The sequence below is a fragment of the Xanthomonas prunicola genome, from assembly GCF_002846205.1.
Classification (GTDB): Bacteria; Pseudomonadota; Gammaproteobacteria; order Xanthomonadales; family Xanthomonadaceae; genus Xanthomonas; species Xanthomonas prunicola.
Window position 1 is genome coordinate 365,599 of the sequence record NZ_PHKV01000004.1, and the last position, 22,660, is coordinate 388,258.

The 22,660-nt window shown below is 65.1% G+C and carries 17 protein-coding genes and 1 pseudogene; 9 read left to right on the forward strand and 9 right to left on the reverse strand.

Translation table 11 applies throughout. The features are described 5' to 3' along the window. Positions 1 to 85 precede the first annotated feature (85 nt). On the forward strand, positions 86 to 1,936 hold the full coding sequence (locus XpruCFBP8353_RS15050; RefSeq protein ID WP_101363931.1) for a monovalent cation:proton antiporter-2 (CPA2) family protein: 1,851 nt from the start codon (positions 86 to 88) through the stop codon (positions 1,934 to 1,936). Positions 1,937 to 2,088: 152 nt separating this feature from the next. Here the strand turns inward: XpruCFBP8353_RS15050 and XpruCFBP8353_RS15055 are convergent, their stop codons facing one another. After that, positions 2,089 to 2,409, reverse strand: coding sequence for a DUF1244 domain-containing protein (locus XpruCFBP8353_RS15055; RefSeq protein WP_101363932.1), 321 nt, complete (start codon positions 2,407 to 2,409; stop codon positions 2,089 to 2,091). A 49-nt stretch (positions 2,410 to 2,458) separates the two neighbouring features. Between XpruCFBP8353_RS15055 and folD the strand changes: the two genes are divergently transcribed. The 3 genes from folD to guaA all read left to right on the forward strand — a co-directional run bounded on the left by folD (position 2,459) and on the right by guaA (position 6,587). Then, complete coding sequence (gene folD / locus XpruCFBP8353_RS15060; protein ID WP_101363933.1) at positions 2,459 to 3,343, forward strand: bifunctional methylenetetrahydrofolate dehydrogenase/methenyltetrahydrofolate cyclohydrolase FolD; 885 nt, start codon at positions 2,459 to 2,461, stop codon at positions 3,341 to 3,343. Positions 3,344 to 3,435: 92 nt separating this feature from the next. Further along, the gene (gene guaB / locus XpruCFBP8353_RS15065; RefSeq protein WP_101363934.1) at positions 3,436 to 4,893 is read left to right on the forward strand and encodes an IMP dehydrogenase; all 1,458 of its coding nucleotides are present in this window, start codon (positions 3,436 to 3,438) and stop codon (positions 4,891 to 4,893) included. Between the two features lie 128 nt (positions 4,894 to 5,021). Continuing rightward, entirely contained in the window at positions 5,022 to 6,587 is a 1,566-nt protein-coding gene (gene guaA / locus XpruCFBP8353_RS15070) for a glutamine-hydrolyzing GMP synthase (protein ID WP_101363935.1), read from the forward strand. A 524-nt stretch (positions 6,588 to 7,111) separates the two neighbouring features. Here the strand turns inward: guaA and XpruCFBP8353_RS15075 are convergent. Both XpruCFBP8353_RS15075 and XpruCFBP8353_RS15080 read right to left on the reverse strand, forming a co-directional pair. Then, the gene (locus tag XpruCFBP8353_RS15075) at positions 7,112 to 9,556 is read right to left on the reverse strand and encodes a YbcC family protein (protein ID WP_101363936.1); all 2,445 of its coding nucleotides are present in this window, start codon (positions 9,554 to 9,556) and stop codon (positions 7,112 to 7,114) included. 21 nt (positions 9,557 to 9,577) lie between these two features. After that, complete coding sequence (locus XpruCFBP8353_RS15080; RefSeq protein ID WP_101363937.1) at positions 9,578 to 11,149, reverse strand: proton-conducting transporter transmembrane domain-containing protein; 1,572 nt, start codon at positions 11,147 to 11,149, stop codon at positions 9,578 to 9,580. Positions 11,150 to 11,258: 109 nt separating this feature from the next. Here XpruCFBP8353_RS15080 and XpruCFBP8353_RS15085 point away from each other — a divergent pair, with 109 nt between their 5' ends. After that, complete coding sequence (locus tag XpruCFBP8353_RS15085; RefSeq protein WP_101363938.1) at positions 11,259 to 12,149, forward strand: LysR family transcriptional regulator; 891 nt, start codon at positions 11,259 to 11,261, stop codon at positions 12,147 to 12,149. On the opposite strand, the gene XpruCFBP8353_RS15090 is transcribed toward XpruCFBP8353_RS15085, so the two are convergent. Further along, complete coding sequence (locus XpruCFBP8353_RS15090) at positions 12,119 to 13,054, reverse strand: LysR family transcriptional regulator (protein WP_243391121.1); 936 nt, start codon at positions 13,052 to 13,054, stop codon at positions 12,119 to 12,121. The genes XpruCFBP8353_RS15085 and XpruCFBP8353_RS15090 overlap by 31 nt on opposite strands. Positions 13,055 to 13,292: 238 nt before the next feature. On the opposite strand from XpruCFBP8353_RS15090, the gene XpruCFBP8353_RS15095 reads away from it, so the two are divergent. From XpruCFBP8353_RS15095 to XpruCFBP8353_RS15110, 3 genes and pseudogenes are all read left to right on the forward strand, one after another. After that, a complete protein-coding gene (locus XpruCFBP8353_RS15095) occupies positions 13,293 to 13,643 on the forward strand; it encodes a hypothetical protein (protein WP_243391122.1) in 351 nt (116 codons plus the stop codon). After that, positions 13,619 to 13,762 (forward strand): annotated as a pseudogene (locus XpruCFBP8353_RS15105) (SDR family oxidoreductase); the annotation flags it as partial. The gene XpruCFBP8353_RS15095 and the pseudogene XpruCFBP8353_RS15105, both read left to right, overlap by 25 nt. Before the next feature lie 129 nt (positions 13,763 to 13,891). After that, positions 13,892 to 14,269, forward strand: coding sequence for a Rap1a/Tai family immunity protein (locus XpruCFBP8353_RS15110; RefSeq protein ID WP_157935128.1), 378 nt, complete (start codon positions 13,892 to 13,894; stop codon positions 14,267 to 14,269). Positions 14,270 to 14,296: 27 nt separating this feature from the next. Here XpruCFBP8353_RS15110 and XpruCFBP8353_RS15115 read toward each other — a convergent pair whose 3' ends face one another. Next, entirely contained in the window at positions 14,297 to 15,364 is a 1,068-nt protein-coding gene (locus tag XpruCFBP8353_RS15115; protein ID WP_407071313.1) for a YeiH family protein, read from the reverse strand. Between the two features lie 178 nt (positions 15,365 to 15,542). Here XpruCFBP8353_RS15115 and XpruCFBP8353_RS15120 point away from each other — a divergent pair, with 178 nt between their 5' ends. After that, complete coding sequence (locus XpruCFBP8353_RS15120; protein ID WP_101364023.1) at positions 15,543 to 16,466, forward strand: LysR family transcriptional regulator; 924 nt, start codon at positions 15,543 to 15,545, stop codon at positions 16,464 to 16,466. A 195-nt stretch (positions 16,467 to 16,661) separates the two neighbouring features. Here the strand turns inward: XpruCFBP8353_RS15120 and XpruCFBP8353_RS15125 are convergent, their stop codons facing one another. The 4 genes from XpruCFBP8353_RS15125 to XpruCFBP8353_RS15140 all read right to left on the reverse strand — a co-directional run bounded on the left by XpruCFBP8353_RS15125 (position 16,662) and on the right by XpruCFBP8353_RS15140 (position 22,422). Further along, positions 16,662 to 17,282 (reverse strand): hypothetical protein, encoded by a 621-nt coding sequence (locus tag XpruCFBP8353_RS15125; protein WP_101363940.1) that lies wholly within the window; start codon positions 17,280 to 17,282, stop codon positions 16,662 to 16,664. 44 nt (positions 17,283 to 17,326) lie between these two features. Further along, positions 17,327 to 18,454 carry a Cache 3/Cache 2 fusion domain-containing protein gene (locus XpruCFBP8353_RS15130; RefSeq protein ID WP_101363941.1) on the reverse strand — a complete coding sequence of 376 codons (1,128 nt, stop codon included), beginning with the start codon at positions 18,452 to 18,454 and terminating at the stop codon, positions 17,327 to 17,329. 253 nt (positions 18,455 to 18,707) lie between these two features. Further along, on the reverse strand, positions 18,708 to 19,349 hold the full coding sequence (locus tag XpruCFBP8353_RS15135) for a response regulator (RefSeq protein ID WP_101363942.1): 642 nt from the start codon (positions 19,347 to 19,349) through the stop codon (positions 18,708 to 18,710). Continuing rightward, positions 19,342 to 22,422, reverse strand: a complete 3,081-nt coding sequence (locus tag XpruCFBP8353_RS15140) for a sensor histidine kinase (protein WP_101364024.1) — start codon at positions 22,420 to 22,422, stop codon at positions 19,342 to 19,344. The genes XpruCFBP8353_RS15135 and XpruCFBP8353_RS15140 overlap by 8 nt, the downstream gene beginning before the upstream one ends. Positions 22,423 to 22,660 lie beyond the last annotated feature (238 nt).

A 22,660-nucleotide genomic window follows, 5' to 3' on the forward strand; every position in this document is an offset into this window, starting at 1 on the left:
GAGCTCGGTATCGCAAGGCCAAGTGCCGCGCAGATGCGCACCCAGGTGCAGGCCGATGTGGCGTGAGTGTCGCTAGAATCCGGGCATGAGCCAACCTGCCGAATCAAGTGAACTGATCAACGTGGTGGTCCTGTTGGGCGCTGCCGTCGTCGCGATCCCGTTGTTTCGCCGATTGGGCCTGGGCTCGGTGCTGGGTTATCTGGCGGCGGGGCTGGCGATTGGTCCGTTCGGGTTCGGTCTGTTCAACGAACCCCAGGCCATCCTGCACGTGGCCGAGTTGGGCGTGGTGATGTTCCTGTTCGTGATCGGGCTGGAAATGCGGCCCTCACACCTGTGGAGCCTGCGCAAGGAAATCTTCGGGCTGGGTACGCTGCAGATCGCGGTCTGCGCGCTGGTGTTGACAGGCATCGGCATCCTGCTGGGCTTTGCGCCACCGGTGGCCTTCGTGGCGGCGTCAGGTTTTGTGCTGACCTCCACCGCAGTGGTGATGCAGCTGTTGGCCGAGCGCGGTGACGTCGCCTTGCCGCCGGGGCAAAAGATCGTGGCGATTCTGCTGTTCGAAGATCTGTTGATCGTACCGTTGCTGGCGATCGTTGCCTGGATGGGGTCCAGCGGCGATCCGCAGGCCGCGTCGCAGCGCTGGCAGGGCATCGGCATCGGTCTGGCCTGCATCGTCGGCCTGCTGGTGGCCGGGCGTTGGCTGCTCAATCCATTGTTCCGCGTCCTTGCCGCGTCCAAGGCGCGCGAGGTGATGACGGCAGCAGCATTGTTGGTGGTGTTGGGCGCGGCACTGTTGATGCAGGTGGGCGGGCTATCGATGGCGATGGGCGCATTCCTGGCCGGCGTGCTGTTGTCCGAGTCCACGTTCCGGCATCAGATCGAAGCGGATATCGAGCCCTTTCGCGGCATCCTGCTAGGACTATTTTTTCTGGGTGTCGGCATGAGCCTGGATCTGCGCGTGGTCGCGGCCGATTGGCGCTTGATCGTGGCCGGCGTGCTGGCCTTGATGGTGGGCAAGGGCGCATGCATCTACGCGGTGGCGCGGCTGATGCGCAGCGACCATCGCCAGGCGCTGGATCGCGGTGTGCTGATGGCGCAGGGTGGCGAGTTCGCATTCGTGCTGTTTGCCGCCGCCTCGGCATCGGGCGTCATCGATGCGCAGGTCAATGCCAGCCTGACCGCCATCGTGGTGTTGTCGATGGCGTTGACGCCGTTGTTCGTGCTGCTACAGCGGCGGCTGACGCCGGCTGCGGCGATCTCGCTCGATGGCGTGGAAGAAGCCAGCGGGCAGACCGGCAGCGTGTTGATCATCGGCTTCGGGCGCTTCGGGCAGGTGGCCAGTCAATCGCTGCTGGCGCGCGATGTGGATGTGACCATCATCGACAACGACATCGAGATGATCCAGAGCGCCGAAGAGTTCGGCTTCAAGATCTACTACGGCGACGGCACCCGACTGGACGTGTTGCATGCCTCCGGCGCGCACAGCGCACGTGCGATTGCGGTGTGCGTCGACAACCAGGAGGCGGCCAATCGCATCGTCGAACTGGCAACGCGCGAGTTTCCGCATGCCAAGCTGCTGGTGCGCTCGTACGACCGCCAGCATTCGCTGCAGTTGGTCGCTGCGGGCGTGGATTACCAGATCCGCGAGACGTTCGAGTCGGCCGTGATCTTCGGCAGGGTCGCGCTGGAGGAGTTGGGGGTGGACGAGGACGAAGCCGGCATGATTTCCCGCGAGATCCGCCGGCGCGATGCCGAGCGTTTCGAATTGGAGATCGCTGCCGGCGACGCACGCGCCGGAGCCAGGCTGATGTACGGCAATATCACGCCAGCGACGCCGCGACCCACACCGTTCACGCGGCCGCGTCGCGGCAGCCGCACGCTCAATCCCGATGCGGTGCCGCAGGCCGAAGAGGCGGAGACAGCAAGTCGCGACTAAATGCAGTAAACAGCACGCCTGTGCAGTTGCCGGGCCAGGCGCGGTGCTCTGCAGCCGCATGTCTGCCTTGTACGCACCGGTTCGTGCGCGCCGGCATCAACACCTGACGACTGCCCGCCAGGTGTTGATGCCGGCGTTCACTCATGCCTGCCTCAGCCATGCTGGCGCTGGGCGGCGGCGAAGGCGTCCAGCTGCTCAGGCGTGGCGTCTTTTTGATGCTGTTGTTTCCACTCGGCAAATGGCATGCCGTAGACCGCTTCGCGCGCCTGTTCCTTACTCATGCTCTGGCCTTGCGCTTCGGCCGCTTCGCGGTACCAGTCGCCCAGGCAGTTGCGGCAGAAGCCGGCGAGGATCATCAGGTCGATGTTCTGCACATCGGTGCGGTCCTGGTTGAGGTGCTGCAACAGGCGGCGAAATGCCGCCGCTTCAATGGAAGTGGTGCTCGAATCGGTGCGTGAGGTGGTGTCGGTCATGACGGAATCGGGGACAATAGACGGCCTTCGACTCTACACCTGACGCCCCATGACCGCTTCCGCGCCCGCTGCCTCCGCTTCGGCCCGCCTTCTCGATGGTCGCCGCATCGCCGAGGAACTGCTCGACGGGCTGAAGCTGCGCGTGGATGCGCGGCTGGCCGCCGGCAAGGCGCGGCCTAGCCTGGCGGTGGTGCTGGTCGGTGGCGATCCGGCATCGTCGGTGTACGTGCGCAACAAGCGGCGCGCGGCGGAGAAGGTCGGCATCGAGGCCTTCGATTACGACTTGCCGCAGGGCACCAGCGAAGCCGAGCTGGCGGCGCTGATCGATGAGCTCAATGCTGCCCCCAAGATCCACGGCATCCTGATTCAGCTGCCGCTGCCGGGCATTCCCGATGCCAACCGGCTGATTCAGCGCATTGACCCGCGCAAGGACGTGGACGGGTTCCATCCGCAGAATGTCGGGCATCTGGCCTTGCGCGAATTCGGGCTGCGCCCGTGCACGCCGCGCGGCATCGTGACCTTGCTCGGTCACACCGACCAGCCGGTGCGTGGCCGCAATGCCACCATCGTGGGCGTGAGCAATCATGTCGGCCGGCCGATGGGGCTGGAGTTGCTGATTGCCGGTTGCACCGTCACCAGCTGCCACAAGTTCACTCCGCCCGATGTGCTGGAAGCCAGCGTGCGCAATGCCGACATTCTGGTGGTGGCGGTGGGCCGCCCGGGGCTGATTCCGGGCGAATGGGTCAAACCGGGCGCGGTGGTGATCGATGTCGGCATCAATCGGCTCGATGACGGCCGGCTGGTGGGCGACGTCGGCTTCGACGCAGCCGTGCAGCGCGCGGCCTGGATCACCCCGGTGCCAGGCGGGGTAGGGCCGATGACGGTCGCAACGCTGATGCAGAACACGCTGGAAGCAGCTGACGCCGCCAGCTGAGGCGCGGGCGTAACGCAGCATTGCGGCTGCGTGGTGTCTTCGTGAAGCCTTTCAGGGTAAAATGCCGCGCTTCCCCAAACTCGGGTCCGCCGATGCTACGCATCCAGGCTGAAGCTCTCACCTACGACGACGTTTCGCTCGTCCCCGCTCATTCGATCGTCCTGCCCAAGGACGTCAGCCTGGAAACCCGGCTGACGCGCGACCTGCGCCTGAAACTGCCGATTCTCTCGGCGGCAATGGACACAGTGACCGAACACCGCCTTGCGGTGGCCATGGCGCAGCTGGGCGGCATCGGCATCATCCACAAGAACCTGACCCCGCAGCAGCAGGCGGGCGAAGTGGCGCGGGTCAAGAAATTCGAATCCGGCGTGATTACCGAGCCGTTCACCGTCAGCCCGGACACGACCATCGGCGAAGTGCTGGCGCTGACCCGCGCGCGCAACATCTCCGGCGTGCCGGTGGTGGATGGCAGCGAACTGGTGGGCATCGTCACCAGCCGCGACATGCGCTTCGAAAAGAAGCTCGACGATCCGGTCCGCCACATCATGACCAAGAAAGACCGCCTGATCACCGTGCGCGAAGGCGCCAGCGATGAGGAAGTGCTCGAGCTGCTGCATCGCAACCGCATCGAAAAGGTCCTGGTGGTCAACGACAGCTTCGAGCTGCGCGGCCTGATCACGGTCAAGGATATCCAGAAGAAGACCGACAACCCGAATGCCGCCAAGGACAGCGCCAAGCGCTTGCTGGTGGGCGCGGCGGTGGGTGTGGGCGGCGATACCGAACAGCGCATCGAGCTGCTTGCCGCAGCCGGCGTGGATGTGGTGATTGTCGATACCGCGCATGGCCATTCGCAAGGCGTGATCGATCGCGTGGCGTGGGTCAAGAAGACTTACCCGCAGTTGCAGGTGATCGGCGGCAACATCGTCACCGGCGATGCGGCATTGGCGTTGATGGATGCCGGTGCCGATGCAGTCAAGGTTGGCGTGGGCCCGGGGTCGATCTGCACCACGCGAGTCGTCGCTGGTGTGGGCGTGCCGCAGATCACCGCGGTGGACATGGTGGCCGAAGCGCTGCAGGACCGCATTCCGTTGATTGCCGATGGCGGCATCCGCTATTCCGGCGATATCGGCAAGGCACTGGTGGCTGGTGCGTCGACGGTGATGGTCGGCGGCCTGTTGGCCGGTACCGAAGAAGCACCGGGCGAAGTCGAACTGTTCCAGGGCCGCAGCTACAAGAGCTACCGCGGCATGGGCAGCCTGGGTGCGATGGAGAAGGGGTCGAAGGATCGCTATTTCCAGGATTCCAGCGATGCCGACAAGCTGGTGCCGGAAGGCATCGAAGGGCGTGTGCCGTATCGCGGCTCGGTCGGCGGCATCATCCATCAGCTCATCGGTGGCCTGCGCGCGACCATGGGGTATGTGGGCTGCGCCACGATCGAAGAGATGCGTACCAAGCCGAAGTTCGTCACCATCACCGGCGCCGGCCAGCGCGAAAGCCACGTGCACGACGTGCAGATCACCAAAGAGCCGCCGAACTATCGCGCAGGGTAAGCCTGCGCGCGGGAGTGGGGAATCGCGAACCGGAATCGCAAGAGCCCGCCGCTTCCTCGCCCGATAGCGGCTGGCGCCGCGTTTGCTGTTGCGATTCCCCAATCCCGATTCTCGATTCCCGGCTCTCAATGACCAACATCCATACCGACAAGATCCTCATCCTCGATTTCGGCGCGCAGTACACCCAGCTGATTGCGCGGCGCATCCGCGAGATCGGGGTCTATTGCGAGATCTGGGCGTGGGATCATGATCCGTCGGAGATTGCCGGTTTCGGTGCCAAGGGCATCATCCTGTCCGGCGGCCCGGAGTCGACCACGTTGCCAGGCGCACCGGTGGCGCCGCAGGAAGTGTTCGAGAGCGGACTGCCGGTGTTTGGCATCTGCTACGGCATGCAGACGCTCGCAGCGCAGTTGGGTGGCGCCACCGAAGCCGCAGATCAGCGCGAATTCGGCCATGCCGAAGTGGACGTGGTGGCGGCCGATGCGTTGTTCGCCGGCCTCACCGATCACGCCGGCGCTTCGCGTCTGAATGTGTGGATGAGCCACGGCGATCACGTGTCGCAGGTGCCGCCAGGCTTCACCATTACCGCCACGACCGACCGCATTCCGGTGGCGGCGATGTCCAACGAAGACAAGCGTTGGTATGGCGTGCAGTTCCATCCCGAGGTCACTCACACGCTGCAGGGCCAGACCTTGCTGCGTCGCTTCGTGGTCGATGTCTGCGGCTGTCAGACGCTGTGGACGGCAGCCAACATCATCGACGACCAGATCGCGCGCGTGCGCGCGCAGGTGGGCGATGACGAAGTGATTCTCGGCCTGTCCGGCGGCGTCGATTCGTCGGTGGTTGCCGCGCTGTTGCACAAAGCGATCGGCGACAAGCTGACTTGCGTGTTCGTCGATACCGGCCTGCTGCGCTGGCAGGAAGGCGACCAGGTGATGGCGATGTTCGCCGAGCACATGGGCGTCAAGGTGATCCGCGTCAATGCGGCCGATCGTTACTTCGCCAAGCTCGAAGGCGTCAGCGACCCGGAAGCCAAGCGCAAGATCATCGGCAACCTGTTCGTGGATATCTTCGACGAGGAATCCAACAAGCTGGCCAATGCCAAGTGGCTGGCGCAGGGCACGATTTACCCGGACGTGATCGAGTCGGCCGGCAGCAAGACCGGCAAGGCGCACGTGATCAAGAGCCACCACAATGTGGGCGGCTTGCCGGAACACATGAAGCTGGGCCTGGTCGAACCGTTGCGCGAATTGTTCAAAGACGAGGTGCGTCGCCTCGGTGTGGAACTGGGCCTGCCACGTACGATGGTGTATCGCCACCCGTTCCCCGGCCCAGGCCTGGGCGTGCGCATCCTGGGCGAGGTGAAGCGCGAGTACGCCGAGCTGCTGGCCAAGGCCGATGCGATTTTCATCGACGAGTTGCGCAAGGCCGATCTGTACGATAAGACCAGCCAGGCATTTGCGGTGTTCCTGCCGGTCAAGTCGGTCGGCGTGGTCGGCGACGCGCGCGCTTACGAATGGGTGATCGCGCTGCGCGCGGTGGAAACCATCGACTTCATGACCGCGCATTGGGCGCACCTGCCGTACGACTTCCTCGGCACGGTGAGCAACCGCATCATCAACGAACTGCGCGGCGTCTCGCGGGTGGTCTACGACATTTCGGGCAAGCCGCCTGCGACGATCGAGTGGGAGTGATCCCAGGTCCGGCATAGACTGGCAGTAAGTGGCATGAAAATCCAAGCCCGCGTCATTGCGGGCTTTTGCATTTTACATCCCACATTATCTGGTCGATTTTCGCATTGAGTCTGGCAAAAAAATTAAGTGGGGCCTCCATGTCTGAGATAACCAGTCCATCCAGGCAGATTTTGCTTTTCTCAAATCGCTTTGCTGATGAAGGGAAGGGCTAGCAATTGATGCTGCAAAGCTTGGCCTTGAACAACAAGGAATGCCAAAATTGCCGAAACCCGGATGAGAAAAAGCTGCCCCTAAACCACCTTCGTTGGCCATGGCGGGCATTTTTGTGCCAGTTAAGTGTTGATATTTTTTGGATGAGGAGAGAAAACGCAGGTTTATCTGGTGGGATTACTGCCCGGCTATGGTCGTCTGCTGTGATCGGAGGGTTTTGCAGTGGTTTGAGCTGGCTGTTTTGAGGTTTTAGCGCATCTGCGGATTCGCCCTCGCCATCACGAGCGAGGGCGTCAGTTGGGCCAGAAGCTGCTTTACGCAGCAGTGGGCGCGCGATTGCTCTCTGAGGCCGCATCGCCGAAACACGTCTCCCATTGCAGGTCGCCGAGATAGCGACGCGCCATGCGGCCTTCGTCGTCCAGGGCGAACAGGTGCAGCCACCGATTGTCGAACAGGGCGCGGACCTGCGGGTGCCGTTCGAGGATCATGGCGATGGCTTCCGGTGGTGCCTCGATCAGCACGGAGAGTCGCAGCGGTTCGTGGGTCAGGCGTTCGCCGTCGTGCACTGACTGCCAGGGCAAGCCCGTGCGAAGGATCCCGCCGTTCCCCTCGACCACACCGATGCCGCCGGTGACGTTATGCAGCAGCTTGTTGCCGGCCCCGAAACTCTCGGGCGCAACGGTCGATCCGTAGTATTGCAGGCTGATCCAGCTGGCGACGACGACCGGTGCGGTCAGGATCAGCTCCAGCACACCGAAGCCTTCGTCGCACCGCCAGTCGTAATCGTGGAGGAAGGCCCGTCCCGCCAGGTCGCGGCCGGTGCTGCGTGAGCGCGGCGCAGCGATGAAGGCCTGGCATCCTGCAAGCGCCCATTCGGGGCGAATCTCGGCCCAGTCGCGGGCGCGATGTGCGATGTCCTGGCTGCGATGCGCGCGAGGCAGGCGTATGGCGCGCTCTCCGCGTGCCAGCGCACCGGCTGCGGTCAGCCACTGCGTCACCTGGGCAAGATCCTGGGCATGCGCGGGGGAGGGATGGTCGTTGGTGAAGAGCGTCACTGCGTCGGTCGTGGTGTCGTGCAGTGCGGCCAGGAACAGCGTGTCTGCGGGAATGACGATGCCGCGTTCGGCAAGACCGAGGCGCACTTCTTTGTCGTTGAGCAGCGAAGCCAGTAGCCGCGCGTTCACTTCGCCCGAATAGCCGCCGCAGGCGCCGCAATGCAGTGCGCTGGCATGTGGGTTGTTGACGACCGTGGCGCCATGGCCGGCAAGCACGACCAGCCGTGCGAAGTCGCTGGTGAACGACATCGCCTTGAGGATGCGCGAAGCCATGGTCAACCGCGTGTCCAGGTCCAGATCATGGGCCGGACGCGGCGCGGGATCGTTCGGTGCGTGGTGGCGGGCCAGCGCCAGCCCGTCGCGCAGCAGCTTGGCAATGTAGATCGGGCCGGTGGCTTCGACGAAGGCGAAAGACGAGATGGCCGCCAGCTTGAAGCGGCCCCAGGCGCGCTTGGCACGTGCCGCAATCCGCGCGGTGAGGTCTGCCGCGTTCGCAGCCGGCGTCGCGTCTGCTGCGAAGGTGACAACCCCCGGGTTCAGCAGTACGGGCAGTCGCGCTTCGACCACGTCCGAGGCGAAGCGCCGATGGCCGATGCCAAAGCCGAAGAATCCTGCGAAGCCGAGCGTCGTGATGCCGGAATCGAGGCTTTCCAATGCGCGGCGGAACACTTCCGAGCGCACGTCGATGCAGAAGGCCATTTGCAACTTCAAGCGACCCAGGGAGAGCTGGGCTGACGAGGGTGCGGCCAGCACGGCGTTGAGCTTTCGCTGCGCCGCACGCTCGGCCGCTTCCTGCAGAATGCTATCGACGACATCCTCTGACGATGCAGCGACCGGCTCGGCGTAAGCCGCGATCGCCGTGTGCCAGCCAGGCACCAGCGCGGAGCCGCCGTTGCCTAGCAGCGCGGCCTCCCAGAGCAGGCGAATGGCGAGCAGATCGGTAACGCATGCATCCGTTTGGCCGCTCAACTCCGCCTGCCAGAGCCGGTACCGGGCAAGTTGACCCCAGCCGCCCCACGTGCTCAGCAAGCGGTGGAAATAACCGTCCAGCGCGTCCTGCGAGAGTCCGAGGCGCGCGACGCAGTCGGCGATTGCGTCTTCGGCATTGGCGGGCGCATCCGCCACATAGCGTGCGAAACCTGCAATGCCGGCAATTTCCGGGGTCAGGTCGTGGGTCGCGATGATCCGCCAGGTGCTGTAAGCACCGCCGGATTGGCCGACCGCCCAGAGCGCCTGGCCCTGATCGAAGTAGCCGGCGGCCCAGTGGCCGGTGCGCTCGTCGACGATGCCGGGCCAGTCGATTGCAGCGGCGTCGCGAGCGAGCTCGGCGACCGTGGGGATCGCTTGCGGGGCAGGGCGCGCGGCCTCGACGGCGCGTTTGAGCGCGGACACGCTTGGCGGGCGCAGCGTGGCCGGCGCGCTCTGCAAGGCCGCCTGCAGATCTTCTTCGGTGATCTCGCCGGACTGTAGCCGCTCTGCATACCAGGGCCGCGGCATGGTGACGGCGATACCGGACGCACGCCGCAGTCGCGCCGCCGCCATTTCCAGCGGCTCGCTGACCTGGCCGAGGAAGGGGTTGACCGCAACGCTGGAGGCGAGCGGCCACAGCGGCGGGATGGCGCGTGCCGCACGCTGCGCGGCGGCGATGATCACATCGTGGGAGAGGGACGGAGACATGGTGGTGGTCGTCGTGGTCATCAGCATGGGTGCCTGGCAGTGAGGGGGTCAGGAGGTCTTGCGAACAGACCAGCCGCCGAGCAGGCGATCGATCGTGGCGTTGGCATACAGCCCATTGGAGAGGTGGACGCGGAGCCCGGCGGCAGCGGGGTGCGATGCCCAGAGTGGAAACAGCGCCTGCGCCACCGCCACTAGCCCGAAGCTCAGGACCGCGAGCGTCATCAGCGTCCACTCCAGCCGTCCCGGCGCCGGTGTCGCCGGCAGCACGCCGGCCGTCAGCCATTCGGCGGCGGTCTGCAGCGCGAAGTAGCCGATCGCCGCGGCGCTGGCGTAGATCGCCGTCTTGCGGGTGAGGGGGCGCGGCGCCGCATCGGCAAGGCCCTGGGCCAGCAGGTAGGCGACACCGAAGATCAGGATCGCGCCCAGTGCCAGCGCCTGTGGCGACTTGTGCTCGAAGCCGAAGGCGAACCCGAAGGCCGTGCCGATGCCGAGATAGATCGCCAGTGCGATCAAAAATGCGCGGCCGACCGCCGACCCATTCGGAACGGCGACCGGCCCGGGCCGGCGAATGGCTGCGACCTGCTCGACCGCTCCACCAGACGCCAGGAAGGCATGCGCCTTGTAGAGCGAGTGCGCGACGATGTGCAGCAGTGCCAGCGGGAACAGTGCAAGACCGCACTGGAGCATCATGAAGCCCATCTGCGCGACCGTTGACCAGGCAAGCGAGGTCTTGACCGCCGGTTGGGTCAACATCACCAGCGCGCCGAACAATGCGGTGAACCCGCCCAACATGGCCAGCACGGCGAGCACGCCGGGAGCGGCGAGCATCAGGTCGGCGAAGCGGATCAGCAGGAAGCCGCCGCCATTGACCACGCCGGCATGCAGCAACGCCGACACCGGCGTGGGGGCTTCCATCATTTCGGTGAGCCAGCCGTGGGTGGGGAACTGCGCCGATTTCAGCACTGCAGCGAGCGAGAGCAGGGCGGCCGCCGCGACCAGCGCCCATGCGTGCTGCCCGCTCCGGGCCAGCGCATTGATCGTGGCGATATCGGTCGTGCCCATGCTTTTCCAGAGCAGCACCGCTGCGCAGGTCAGGGCAATGCCGCCCGTGGTGGAGAACAGGCGCTTCTTGCGCGCTGCGCGCTGCGCTTCCACGCGCTCGGGATAGAACAGCAGCAGGCGATGCAGCGCGATGCTGGTGGCGACCCAAGCGATAACGACCTGGACCACGTTGCCTGCCTGCACCAGCAGCAGGACCGCTGCGAGCGCGATGCATAGCCAGCCGGTGAAGTAGCCCTGACGCGCTTCGCCGTCGAGGTAGGTGCGTGCGTACCGCACGACGATCCAGCCGACGAAGGCCACCAGCAGGAGCATGGTCACGCTGACCGCGTCGAGCCGTGCGGACAGGCCGATACCGCCCCATCCGATCAACCAACTGCTGCCGGTGCCTCGCAACAGCAGGAGTGCAAGTGACGCGATCGCGATCAGCAACGCGCCGAGCGCGGCGCCTTCGGCGATGAGGGGAACCCCGCTTGGGCGGCGGCCGCTGCGAACCAGGGCGACGACAGCGGCGGTCAGCAGCAGGAGTGGTGCGAACAGTGGGAGTAGATAGAGCGACAAGGCGATCCCCTCAGAACGAGCGTGGTGGCGAGCTTCGCCACGATAGCGATCGGTAGGGTCGAAAAAAAATTCATTGTTCTTGCAGATTCGTTCGTTATTATCGAACGATATGGCCGCCTTGAACTACAACCACTTGCGCTACTTCTGGGCAGTCGCGCACGACGGCAATCTCACCCGCACGGCCGAGCGCCTCAACCTCACCCAGTCGGCGTTGTCGGTGCAGATCCGCAAACTGGAAGAGCGCCTTGGGCATGCGCTGTTCGAACGCCGCGGTCGGAAACTCCATCTGACCGAGGCGGGGCAGATCGCGCTGGACCATGCCGATGCGATTTTCGCCACCGGCGATGAGCTGCTCGGCACGCTGCGGCAGACAGGTGCGGCGCGGCAGGCGCTGCGCGTCGGCTCGCTGGCCACGCTGTCGCGCAACTTCCAGATGGAGTTCCTGGGCCCACTGCTCGGCCGCACCGACATCGACCTCATTCTGCGTTCGGGCAGTGCAGGTGAACTGCTGCGCGCGCTGGAGGCGCTCAATCTCGACGTGGTGCTGCTGAATCGGGCCCCATCCAGTGACGCGCTGTCCCCATTCGTCACCCACCGGCTTGCGGAGTCTCCGGTCAGCCTGGTGGGGACGCCGGATCGGTTGGGCCATGCCGCCAGCTTCGCCGACCGGCTTCGCAACCACCCCATCATCTTGCCCACGGTCGATAGCAGCGTGCGCATCGGCTTCGACGCGTTGGCCGATCGCCTGGGCGTGCGGCCGCAGATCGTGGCGGAAGTGGAGGACATGGCGATGATGCGACTACTCGCTCGCGAGGACATCGGCCTGGCCGTTCTGCCGCCAATCGTGGTCAAAGACGAGATTGCCGCTGGCGCGCTGATGGAAGGCGATCAATTGCCGGACATCGTGGAGACCTTCCATGCCGTCACCATGTCGCGGCGCTTTCCGAATCCGTTGGTGCGGCTTCTGCTTCAGCCCGCAGCGTCGTCTGGAAACCTGTAGCTCCATCCCGATTCGCGATTGGGCATGGGCCTAAGGCTCAAGGGAATCGAACGGTGGTCGGTCCAACAGGCAGTCGATGAAAGCGCCCAGGAGGGCTGGCCGATGCTGCCTGTTCGGTAGTAGAGGAACAGCCCCGGCCGCGAAATCGACCAGTCCGCCAGGATCTGGACCAGCCGTCCCTGAGCCAATAACGCGCCGACGCCATCCCGCTCGAAGTGGTAGGCGATGCCGAGCCCATTCAACGCCGCAGCAATGCCGATATCGGCGTGATTGGTGACCACAGGGCCGTCCACCGCCACTTCCAGACGTTGCCCGCGCTTTTCGAACTCCCAGCGATAGTGCCTGCCGTCCATGTGCAGCCGCCAGTTGATGCAGGCGTGGTCATGCAGCTCGGCAGGCGACTTGGGCGTTCCTCGACGCGCGAGGTAGTCCGGGGACGCGACGGCGACCATGTCCAGATCCGGCGTCAGGCGGACCGCAAGCATGTCTTTCTCAAGCTGGCCGCCGACGCGGATGCCCGCATCAAAACGGCCAATGACGATGTCGGCCAGCGCGTCGTCGACCACGAGGTCCAGCACGACGTCGGGGTGTGCGTGATGGAAGCGCGCAAGCCGGGGCGCAATGATGGTTCGTGCTGCAATTCCCAGCGTGTTGATGCGCAGCGTTCCGCGCATCTGGCCTGTGGCTTCACCGGCTTCGGCGACGGCAGCCGCCATCTCGCGAAATAGCGGCGCGATGCGGTTGTAGAGCAGTTCGCCACTTGCCGACGGCGCGACGCTGCGCGTCGTGCGATTCAACAGGCGCGCGCCGATGCGGCCTTCCAACTGACGAATGGTCTGACTCAGTGCCGACGGCGACAGGCCCAGATGCTCTGCGGCCCGCGCAAAGCTCTGACGCTCCACCACGGCCAGAAGGCTTTCAGCTCAGCAAAATCTGACCCGCGCATTATGCACTCCTTTCTGCATAGCTCATCCGGATTCTAGAGTATTCAGTAAATTCACCCCGGTGCGCATGCTGAGGCCTCCACTGACTCGACGGAGCTAGCCACATGGACATCTCGACCCTTCCCGAGCCATTGCCGCGTACTTCGCGGCCGAGCACAACCCCGACGCCTTGGCACACTGCTTCACCGCGGACGCCGTCATGACCGACGACGGTCACCGCTATACGGGCATCGACGCGATCAAGGCTTTCATGGCCGAGGCATCGGCCAAGTACAACGCAACGAGCGTGCCGTTCGCCATTGAGCGCGAGGACGGCATCCACTGCGTGCGTGCCAAGGTCAGCGGCAATTTTCCCGGCAGCCCGGTCGTGTTGTCGCATCGCTTTCGCCTCGAACGCGGCCGATCGTATCGCTTGAGGTCACGGTATGAGCTTCGACCTGCATCTGACCGGCCTGCGGGCCGTGGTCACCGGTGGCACGCTGGGCCTGGGCGCTGCAGTGGTGAAACCCCTTGTGGACGCCGGGGCTCGGGTCGCGACCTCCGCGCGTAGGCCGTCCCGCCAAACCGCAGGAAGTCGCCGATGTGATCGCCTTCTTGGCCTCCCCGCGCGCGGCCTCGATCGCGGGGTCTGAATATCGGATCGACGGCGGGACGGTTCCGACGGTGTAGGCTTGAATCTGGGGTGTGTGTCTTGCGCATGCGCAAGACGGACACACGAGAAACCGCAGCTGTTTGCAACGCTACTCATGATCGCGGGAGCCACGTATGCGCTGGATGGATGTTTGCAGTCGTCGCCGGATGCTGACGGCGATCTTGCTCGGCGCAGTGATGCCCACTGCATGGGCGGGTTCGGACGACGCCAGCGGTAAGCGCGACTGGATCGTCAGTGGCGCCGAGTTGATGCAGGGAATCGAGGGCAAACAGGGCGGCGTGGCGAGTGGGAACCAGGCGCAACGTCAATTGGCGAGTACGCGCGCGATGGCCTACATCGAAGGTGTGGCCGATGCCAGCAGCGGTATGCGATGGTGCGGGGCAGGGCAGATGCTTCCGCACGAGCTGGTCGATCGGGTCTACAGCTATCAACGCGGTTTGCCCGCCGAGCGCCTGCAACAAAGCGCAGCCACGCTGGTGGTCGAAGCACTGGCGCAGGCGTTCCCGTGTGCCTCCACGCCTTGATGGGCAGCACCCATCCGAGGCGCCGCGTCAGTTGAGCAGGGCGGTGATGCCGACATTGATGGCAAAGCCGCCGCAAACCAGCCAGGCAAACAAGATGGACGCGAGCGCCAGCGGCTTGATGCCGGCCTTGCGGATGGCCGAGACGTGCGTCGTCAGGCCCAGTCCGGCCATGGCCATCGCGAGCAGGACGGTGTCGATGTCGATCATCTGCTGCACCAGCGCATGGGGCAGCAGCGACAGTGAGTTGAGTCCGGCGACCACACAGAATCCGAGCGCGAACCAGGGAATCACAATGCCGCCGCGCTGCGCGACGTGGCCTTGGTCAGGACCAGCATCGCTCTCTAACACCTCTGTGTGCTTGCCATCGGCGCGAGAAAGATAGGCCGACAGGGCAACAAGAAACGGCGCCAGTAGCATCACCCGCACCATCTTGGCGATCACTGCGGTAGTGGCCGCCTGCTCGCTGACGGCGCGACCAGCAGCGACCACCTGTGCCACTTCGTGAATGGTGGAGCCGGCGAACACGCCGTACGCCGTGGGCGACAGGTCGAACACGCGGTAGTGCGCGATCAGGTGATACAACACCGGATACAGAAACATCGCCAGCGTGCCGAACACCACCACCGTGGCCACCGCGACCATCACCTGTTCGGCGCGGCCGCGCACGACAGGTTCGGCAGCCATCACGGCGGCAGCACCGCAGATCGAACTGCCTGCGCCGATCAGCATCGCGGTGTTGCGGTCCAGGCCGAACACGCGCATGCCGAGGAAGCAGGCCAGGCCGAAGGTGCTGCACAGCACCGTTGCGTCGATCGCAACGCCGGTCCAGCCGACGTTGCCGATGTCCTGAAAGGTCAGGCGCAGGCCATACAGGATGATGCCCAGCCGCAGCAGGTTGGCTTTGGAGAACCGCACACCTGCGTCAGCGTTTGCGCCGAGGCGTGGATAGACAGTGTTGCCGACCAGCATGCCGAGCACGATGGCAAGTGTGAGCGCGCTGATGCCGTTGGAGTGCAGCCAGCCGGTCCTGCCCAACTGCATCGAGACACCGGCCAGTACGCCCGTCAATGCAAGACCGGGCGCCAACTGGCACAGACGGTGGGCTGTGTTGGCAGCCGGCGGCTGCGCGAGGTGGGTGTGGGCTATGGTCGTGTGCATGGTGGTTTGATCGCGTTTTGCGCAAGGCAGGGGCGCACTGTGGACCGTGGCGGACTATCCAACAAACGGATTATTCCGCTATAACCAATCCATAAAACAGGTAATGAGTTTTCGCATGCGTCTGACACTGCGGCAGTTGCTGATCTTCACGGCTGTGGCCGAAACCGGCAGCACCACGGCGGCGGGGGAGCGGGTGGCGCTATCGCAATCGGCGACCAGCGGCGCCCTCAACGAATTGGAAAGCCTGCTCGGCGCACAGCTGTTCGACCGCATCGGCAAGCGTTTACTGCTCAACGACAACGGCCGCGCATTGCTGCCGCAGGCCAGGGCCCTGCTTGACGGCGTGCAGGACATCGAACGCCAGTTCGGGCTCGGGAGCGCCGGTGTGGCCACGGCACCGTTGCCCACGCGTCTTCGCGTGGGTGCCAGCACCACCATCGGCAACTACGTGTTGCCGTCGCTGATCGCCGGCTATCGAACAGCGTGGCCGGGCGCCGCGGTGGACGTGGTCATCGGCAATACGCGCGAGGTGGCCGCCGGCGTGAGCCGGTTGGAGGTGGATATCGGCCTGATCGAAGGCCCGTGCCATGAGACGGACCTGCAGGTCGTGCCCTGGCGACAGGACGAGCTGGTGATTGTGGCGGCACCGACGCATGCAGTGGTACAGGGCGATACGCAGGCGCGCGTTCCGTTGAAAGCCTTGCGACAGGCACGCTGGCTGCTTCGCGAGCCGGGCTCGGGCACGCGTGAGGCGGTGGAGCATGTCTTGTTGCCGCACTTGCATCATCTCGATAGCGAGATGCAGCCCGGTAGCACCGAAGCGATCAAGCAGGCGGCGGCTGAAGGACTCGGGCTGGCGTGCTTGTCGCTGTGTGCGGTGCAGGACCTGGTGACACTAGGTCGGCTGGTGATTCTGCACACCACGTTGCCGCGGCTGACGCGGCGCTTCTACAGGATCCAGCACCGGCAAAAACGTCTGTCGGGCAACCTGCAGCGCTTTGTCGCGCATTGCGATCGGCTTGAAGTGGAGCCCTTCTGATGGCTGACGTGCTGAGCTTGCGCCGGACTGCATGACCTATTTCCACGCTCATATCCGCCTGTGGTTTGCAGACAAGCAATGCCTTGCCGACGCTGCGCCTGCTGGCGTTGCAACACGCGTCAAGCGCTACTGCCGCACCCGCAAAAAAGCCGCGCAGTGCGCGGCTTGATGCATGACCTGGACTGAAGAGTCTCTTCAGCGGACCTTGGCCAATGCCACGCGGGCGTCGGCCATGAACTTCTGCGCTTCCTGCGGTGTTGCCAGGTTGGTGCCGAGCTGGCTGAGCACCTGCTCGATGTCGCTGGAGGCGTCCCAGGCTTCATCGCACAGCATGCCGGCGATTGGGCCGAGATAATTCAGCGCGACCGTTTCCAGTGCATCGCGGACGCGATCGTCGGGTCCAGCGTTATTGCCGCTGGAAACCGGCGCCGCACTCGCGCTTGCAACGGGTGCCGCAGGTGCCGGGGGCGCTGCCACGACGGCACGCGCCGGAGCAGGGGCGCCGCCCAGTTCCTGCTCGAAGCCGCCCATCAACCACTGGCGCGAGTCGTCGCTCAGTAGCGATGGCTTGCCCAGGCCTGCACCGGGGTCGGCCTGGAAGCGGGCCTTCGCGGCGCCAACCATGGTGAGGCGTTGCACCGCCTCATCATTGCGCAGCATGCGGAATACCACCTCTTCGATCTGCCCGCTGTTGATGCGGACAATGCAGGAATGGTTTTCCTCGGTGACGATAAACAGAAAGCCGGACGCCTTCTTCAATGCCAGCGCTTTGAGCTCGCGCAGGATCTCGATCAGCGGACGGAATTCAGTGGACATGGCTTCTTCCTTGCAGCATCAGGTACGGAATGGGTGACAGCGACTCAGCGTTTGCTGAGGCGCTCCATGGCCAACCGGACGCTGTTGGACAAGCGGGAGATGGCGCGCGCCAGGGTTCCAATTTCATCCTTGAGGTTGACCTCGGCGATGGTGTGGTTCCACTTGCCCAGGCTCAGTTCTTCGGCCACGGTGGTCAAGCGCTGGATCGGGCGCAACACGCGGCTCCAGATCAACGCCCATTGCATGCCGAGCAGCACGGCGCCGAGCAGCAGGCCGATGCCGGCGATCCACAGCGACTGGCGCAAGATCACGCCATTGACGTCGCTCCTGGGATACGCCGAGACCAGGGTGAAGCCCCAGTCGGGGACTTGCTGCTTGGTGATGACCCAGTCGTCCGGGCTTTCCTTGACGATACGCTCGATGGTGGCGGTATCGGTGGTTGCGCCGGTGGTGGACTGGAAGCGCAGCTTGTTCTTGCTGTCGAATACGGCGACGAAGCCGGATTCAAGCACGCGGCGGCTGCCGATCACGCTTTCCAGCGCCTGGGTGTCGGCCTTGTAACCGACGTACCACGCGCCAATGACGCGCTTGTCGTTGCCGGCAAAGATCGGCTCGTAGCCGGTGACATACGGGTTGCCGAGAATGTCGACCACGCCGTAGAAACTTTCGCCGTTACGCAGCTTGGCAGCGGCCGGGCCGGTCGGATCGAGCACGGTGCCGATGGCGCGGCTGCCATCGTCCTTCTTGACGTTGGTGGAAATACGCACGAAGTCGTCGCCGGTATGCGAGAACAGCGTGGCGGTGCCTTCGTGGATGGCGGTGACCTCGTCGACCAAGGTGAACGCATTGGCCTGCGAGCGCTGGCCCAGCAGCAGGTCATTGGCGCTGCGATCGGCGACGCGTACTTCGCTGCCCAAGCTCGGTGCGCCCTGCGTGTTGGCTTCCTTGCGTAGCTGGCGCATGGAGGAATTGACGCGGTCGAGCATCATAGAGCGGGTGACTGCGAACAGGCTCTGCATAGACATCTGCCCGCGCTCGATGGAAGCCCCGACTTCGGACTTGACCCGGTTCGCTTCAGTAATGGCCAGAATGACCGACAGTGCCACCACCATGACCAGCACCAAGGCCAGCACCGGCAACAGCAGGCGCACCCGCAAAGAGTGACGAAGCATCGCAATTCCCCTGAACGCGTTTAAATGATTGAATCGAGTGCCGCCGCAGCGCGGTGCGGCGGTCGGACGTAGCCGTTATCGGCTGCCGAACCAGATGCTGAAGCGGCCCCCATGCCGCTTGGCGGTGCATACGATAGCGCAACCCGATCGGTTTGCGCGCGCGGGGCTATCGCGTGTGTAGCCTGGCGTTCAAGAATGGTCGAGCGCGTAGCAAAAGCTGCCGTGCGTCGGCGCAGGACCGACACGCCGCCGCTCAGGTCTCCAACGACAGGATCCCGCGCCGCAGTGCGACGGTCACTGCATGGGTGCGGTCGCGTACGCCGAGCTTGGCCAGGATGTTCTTCATATGCGCCTTGACCGTTTCTTCGGAGATACTCAAGGCGCTGCCGATCTGTTTGTTGGAACAGCCGGTGGCGACCAGGTTCAGCACCTCGGTCTCGCGCGCGGACAGGGCATCGTCGAGCACATGGGCGGCAATGTTTTCTGCCACCGAGGCCGGAACATGCCGGCGCTGGCCGCGGCGCACGTCGCGGATGGTGTCGACCAACTCGCGGCGCAGTGCGCTCTTGAGCAGGTAACCGCAGGCGCCGGCCTGCAGGGCGCGCACCGCGCGCACGTCACCTGTATACGTGGTCAACACGATGACCTTGGCAGCGGAATCGACACGGCGAATGCGCTGGATCGCTTCGACTCCGTCCACGCGCGGCATCTGCAGATCCATCAACACCACGTCCGGACGCAGACGGGTGTAGCAGGCCACCGCCTGATCGCCGTCTTCGGCTTCGCCGACCACCCGCATGTCGTGTTCGGCGGCGAGCATGGCGCTGAGCCCATCGCGCAGCAGCGGATGGTCGTCTACCACCAGCACCCCGGTTGGGCGGACCATTTCAGCCATTGGAGCTCTCCGTGGATCGTGCTGTGTGAAATGGCCACCAGCATCGTCTGGCGTGCACGTAAGCGGCATGGGCGGGCAGGGTGATCTGGATTTCGGTGCCGCTACCGGGGCGCGACCACAGCTGCATCTTGGCGCCGATGCGCTGCGCGCGTTCCTGCATGCCGGTCAGGCCCCAGTGCCCGGTGCGGGCGTGGCCGTGCAGCACATCCGGGTCCAGGCCGCGGCCATCGTCGCGGATGCGCAGCATGAAGTCACGTGAACCGTAACGCAGTTCCAGCGCGATGCCGGTGGCATCGGCGTGCCGGTCGGCATTGGCCAGCGCTTCGCGGCCGAGCTGGAACAGCTCGTCGGCCACCAGGGGGCGCAAGCGCATGGGCCGGCCGTCGACAGAGACCTGCAGTGCGGCGCTCGGCGGCGGCATGGTAGCGTTGCGCGCCCGTTGCAGGGCAGCGGCGAGGTCCTCGTGCAGGGATTGGCTGTCACGCAGCCCGTTGACGCGGTCGCGACCTTCGGCGAGTGCGTTTTCGGCCAGGTCGACGGCCTGTTCCAGCTCCAGCCGACGCGGGTCGTTCCAGGGCAGCGAACGGCTGGCGGCATGCAGCCGCAGGATCAGCCCCTGGGTGCCTTGCAGCAAGGTGTCGTGCAATTCGCGGGCGATGCGTTCGCGTTCGCGATAACGCTCTTCCAGGCGCGCGCGCAGCCTACCGGCCACGTGCCGGGTGCGCATCCGCCACGCGATGCCGAGCGCCAGCAGCAGGGCCAGCGCGCAGCACACCTTGAACTGCCAGGTCTGCACGAAGGCGGCCTCGATGACAAAATCCAGGGTGTCGCCGCGCTCGTTCCAGACCCCATCGTTGTTGGCCGCGGCAATCCGGAAGCGGTAACGGCCTGGCGCGAGGTTGGTATAGAAGGCCTCGTTGCGGTTGCCAGCGTCCTGCCACCGGGGATCCACGCCTTCCAGCCGGTAACGGAACCGCACCCGTTCCGGGCGGGTGAGGCTGATCGCGTCGTAGCCGATGCGCAGGCGGTCGGTCCCTTTGGGCAGGTGCAGGCCATCCTGACGCGGGTAGAGACGGTCGTTAGCGACCACGTCGGTGATGAACACCTCCGGCGCGGTCGGGTTGCGATAGGTGTGCTCGGGATCAAGCCAGGCCATGCCTTGGTTGGTGGCGAACCAGAGCAGACCATCGGCAGCGGCCACCGCGGTGGGTACCGGGGTGGCCTGTTGGGCGACGCCGGGCAGGCCATCCATGATGTCGTACAGGCGTAGGGCCCCGGTGCGCAGGCTGCGCAACAACGCCTGCCGGCCGATTTGCACCACGCCGCGATTGCCGTTCAACCAGAAAGTGTCGTGGCGGTCGCGCACGATGCCGGTGATGCCCTGCAGCAGCGGATTTGCCTGATCGGCCACTTGCTGGAAGCGGCCATCGTGACGGAGCACGGCAAGCCCGCTTTCGCCGGCCACCAGGGTGAGGGCGGCGCTGTGCCAGATCGCGGTGATCGGGCCGACCGCCAAGCCGTCGTTGCCGGTGTAGCGCTGCAGCTGCCCGCCACGCAGCACGCTGACCTCGCCCTTGACCGTGCCCATCCATAGTGCGGCATCGGGCGCGGTGACGAGGACGGAGCAGGGTTCGTCCAGCAGGTGGGTCATCGCCTGCCAGCGATTGCCATCCCAGCGCTGCGGGCCGCTGGCGTCGGGGCATACCCAGGGAGCGTTCTGCGCATCGACGGTGAACGCGCGGATCGAGCCGGTTAGCACGTCCTGCGGTAAGGGCAGGGATTGCGTGCGTCCTTCCTGCAGGCGTAGCAGGTGGTTGTCACCGAGTAGCCAACCGTTGGCGGTGGAGGGCACTTTCAACACGCTGGCAGGAGCGCCGCGTTGCAGGCGTTCGATGCCCGAACGCGTCAATGCCAGCTGGCGCTCATCGCGCAGGACCGCCAGCAACAGCGGTGCGTTCGGCGTGGCTGCGGCCGCGAAGATCGCCACCGCGGTGGTCTGGCCGGGTAGCAACGCCGAAAGCGGGAGCAGCGCGCGATGGCGGAAGCGGTTGAGCCCAAGGTTGGTGCCGGCCCACAGATTGCCTTCGTGATCTTCCAGCAGCGGGCCGGCGGTAGACGAGGTCAGACCCTGCACCGGACCATAGCGTTCCAGCACCGGCGCCGGCGACGTGGGTTGGGCGACACGGAACACCCCGCCTGCGCTGTAGTCGCTGCCCCACAGCGCGCCGTCGCGCATGAACCGGATGCGACCCGCAAACAGGCCGGGAAACTGCAGCTGGTCGCGTGCTGCGGCGGATAACACCGCGCCATGCGTGTCGGTCAGCGCGAACACGCCGCGGTGCGGATCGGCGACCCAGATCGTGCCGTCCGGATGCTCGGCCATGGTGGTGAAGTGCCCGACCTGCTGCCCAGTGGACTCGAAGCGTTGTCCGCCGGGCCGCAGCAACAGGATGCGGCTGCCATCGCTCACCCACAGGATGCCGCGGCGATCGCGCAGCAGCCATTGCGCGCTTGCTTCCGGGTAGCCCCAGTCGGCGCCCGCCCGCTGCCAGCGTTGCCCGTCGAACCAGCACAGCCCGCCATCGATTGCCGCCCACAGACGGCCGCTGCCATCGCGTTCGATGCGGAACACCATCCCGTCCGGCACATCCTTGCCAGGGACGAAATGGGTGAGGTGACCGTCGGCTAGGCGATCAATGCCGGCGTTGAAATAGCCGATCCACGCGCCATCGTCCGCGGTCAGCGACAGCGCCGTCATGTTGTGCGATGCGTAGGCTTCGCCCTCCGGTGCTGCCTGCCGGGTGAAGTGTTCGCCGTCGAACTTGAACAGCCCGAAGCCGGTCGCCAGCCACAACGCACCGCCGTCGGCTTGCTGGATGTCCCAGATATCGGCCGGTGCACCGCGCTCGATGCTCCAGGCGGTGTGGTGGAATTGCAGTAGCCCGTCGCGCGTCGTCGCGATCCCGGTCGCCCAGACCGGCGCGCAGAGCAGAAGTACCCAGCACAGCGTCACCACCGCAGCCGCGCACAAGCGCGACAAGAACGGCGAACGGATGAGGGGGGCATGCGGCATCGCATCATTGTCGGGCGGGATCGGGGCAAGCACCACCACCTCTTTCGAGGGAGGGACGTGCGTGGCGAAATCGGTTAGTGCCCACCGCAACGGCGTACGTGTGATGCAGCAGCGTGCTGCGCGAACTTGTAGGTCAGCACGCAACGCCTCGGCATGCTGCAAAACTCCGCTGCAACGGATCGCAGTGGCGTTCGCTTGGTGGTCGCGCTGTCTGCCTGGTGCGATGCGGATGTTCTGC

Bases quoted from the DNA above. Each gene is read 5' to 3' on its own strand.
- folD (WP_101363933.1), top strand. From the start codon at position 2,459: ATGACCGCTTCCGCGCCCGCTGCCTCCGCTTCGGCCCGCCTTCTCGAT.
- XpruCFBP8353_RS15055 (WP_101363932.1), bottom strand. From the start codon at position 2,409: ATGACCGACACCACCTCACGCACCGATTCGAGCACCACTTCCATTGAA.
- XpruCFBP8353_RS15140 (WP_101364024.1), bottom strand. From the start codon at position 22,422: ATGCCGCATGCCCCCCTCATCCGTTCGCCGTTCTTGTCGCGCTTGTGC.
- XpruCFBP8353_RS15075 (WP_101363936.1), bottom strand. From the start codon at position 9,556: ATGCTGATGACCACGACGACCACCACCATGTCTCCGTCCCTCTCCCAC.
- guaA (WP_101363935.1), top strand. From the start codon at position 5,022: ATGACCAACATCCATACCGACAAGATCCTCATCCTCGATTTCGGCGCG.
- XpruCFBP8353_RS15125 (WP_101363940.1), bottom strand. From the start codon at position 17,282: ATGTCCACTGAATTCCGTCCGCTGATCGAGATCCTGCGCGAGCTCAAA.
- XpruCFBP8353_RS15110 (WP_157935128.1), top strand. From the start codon at position 13,892: ATGCTGACGGCGATCTTGCTCGGCGCAGTGATGCCCACTGCATGGGCG.
- XpruCFBP8353_RS15085 (WP_101363938.1), top strand. From the start codon at position 11,259: ATGGCCGCCTTGAACTACAACCACTTGCGCTACTTCTGGGCAGTCGCG.
- XpruCFBP8353_RS15130 (WP_101363941.1), bottom strand. From the start codon at position 18,454: ATGCTTCGTCACTCTTTGCGGGTGCGCCTGCTGTTGCCGGTGCTGGCC.
- XpruCFBP8353_RS15120 (WP_101364023.1), top strand. From the start codon at position 15,543: ATGCGTCTGACACTGCGGCAGTTGCTGATCTTCACGGCTGTGGCCGAA.
- guaB (WP_101363934.1), top strand. From the start codon at position 3,436: ATGCTACGCATCCAGGCTGAAGCTCTCACCTACGACGACGTTTCGCTC.
- XpruCFBP8353_RS15095 (WP_243391122.1), top strand. From the start codon at position 13,293: ATGACCGACGACGGTCACCGCTATACGGGCATCGACGCGATCAAGGCT.
- XpruCFBP8353_RS15050 (WP_101363931.1), top strand. From the start codon at position 86: ATGAGCCAACCTGCCGAATCAAGTGAACTGATCAACGTGGTGGTCCTG.
- XpruCFBP8353_RS15135 (WP_101363942.1), bottom strand. From the start codon at position 19,349: ATGGCTGAAATGGTCCGCCCAACCGGGGTGCTGGTGGTAGACGACCAT.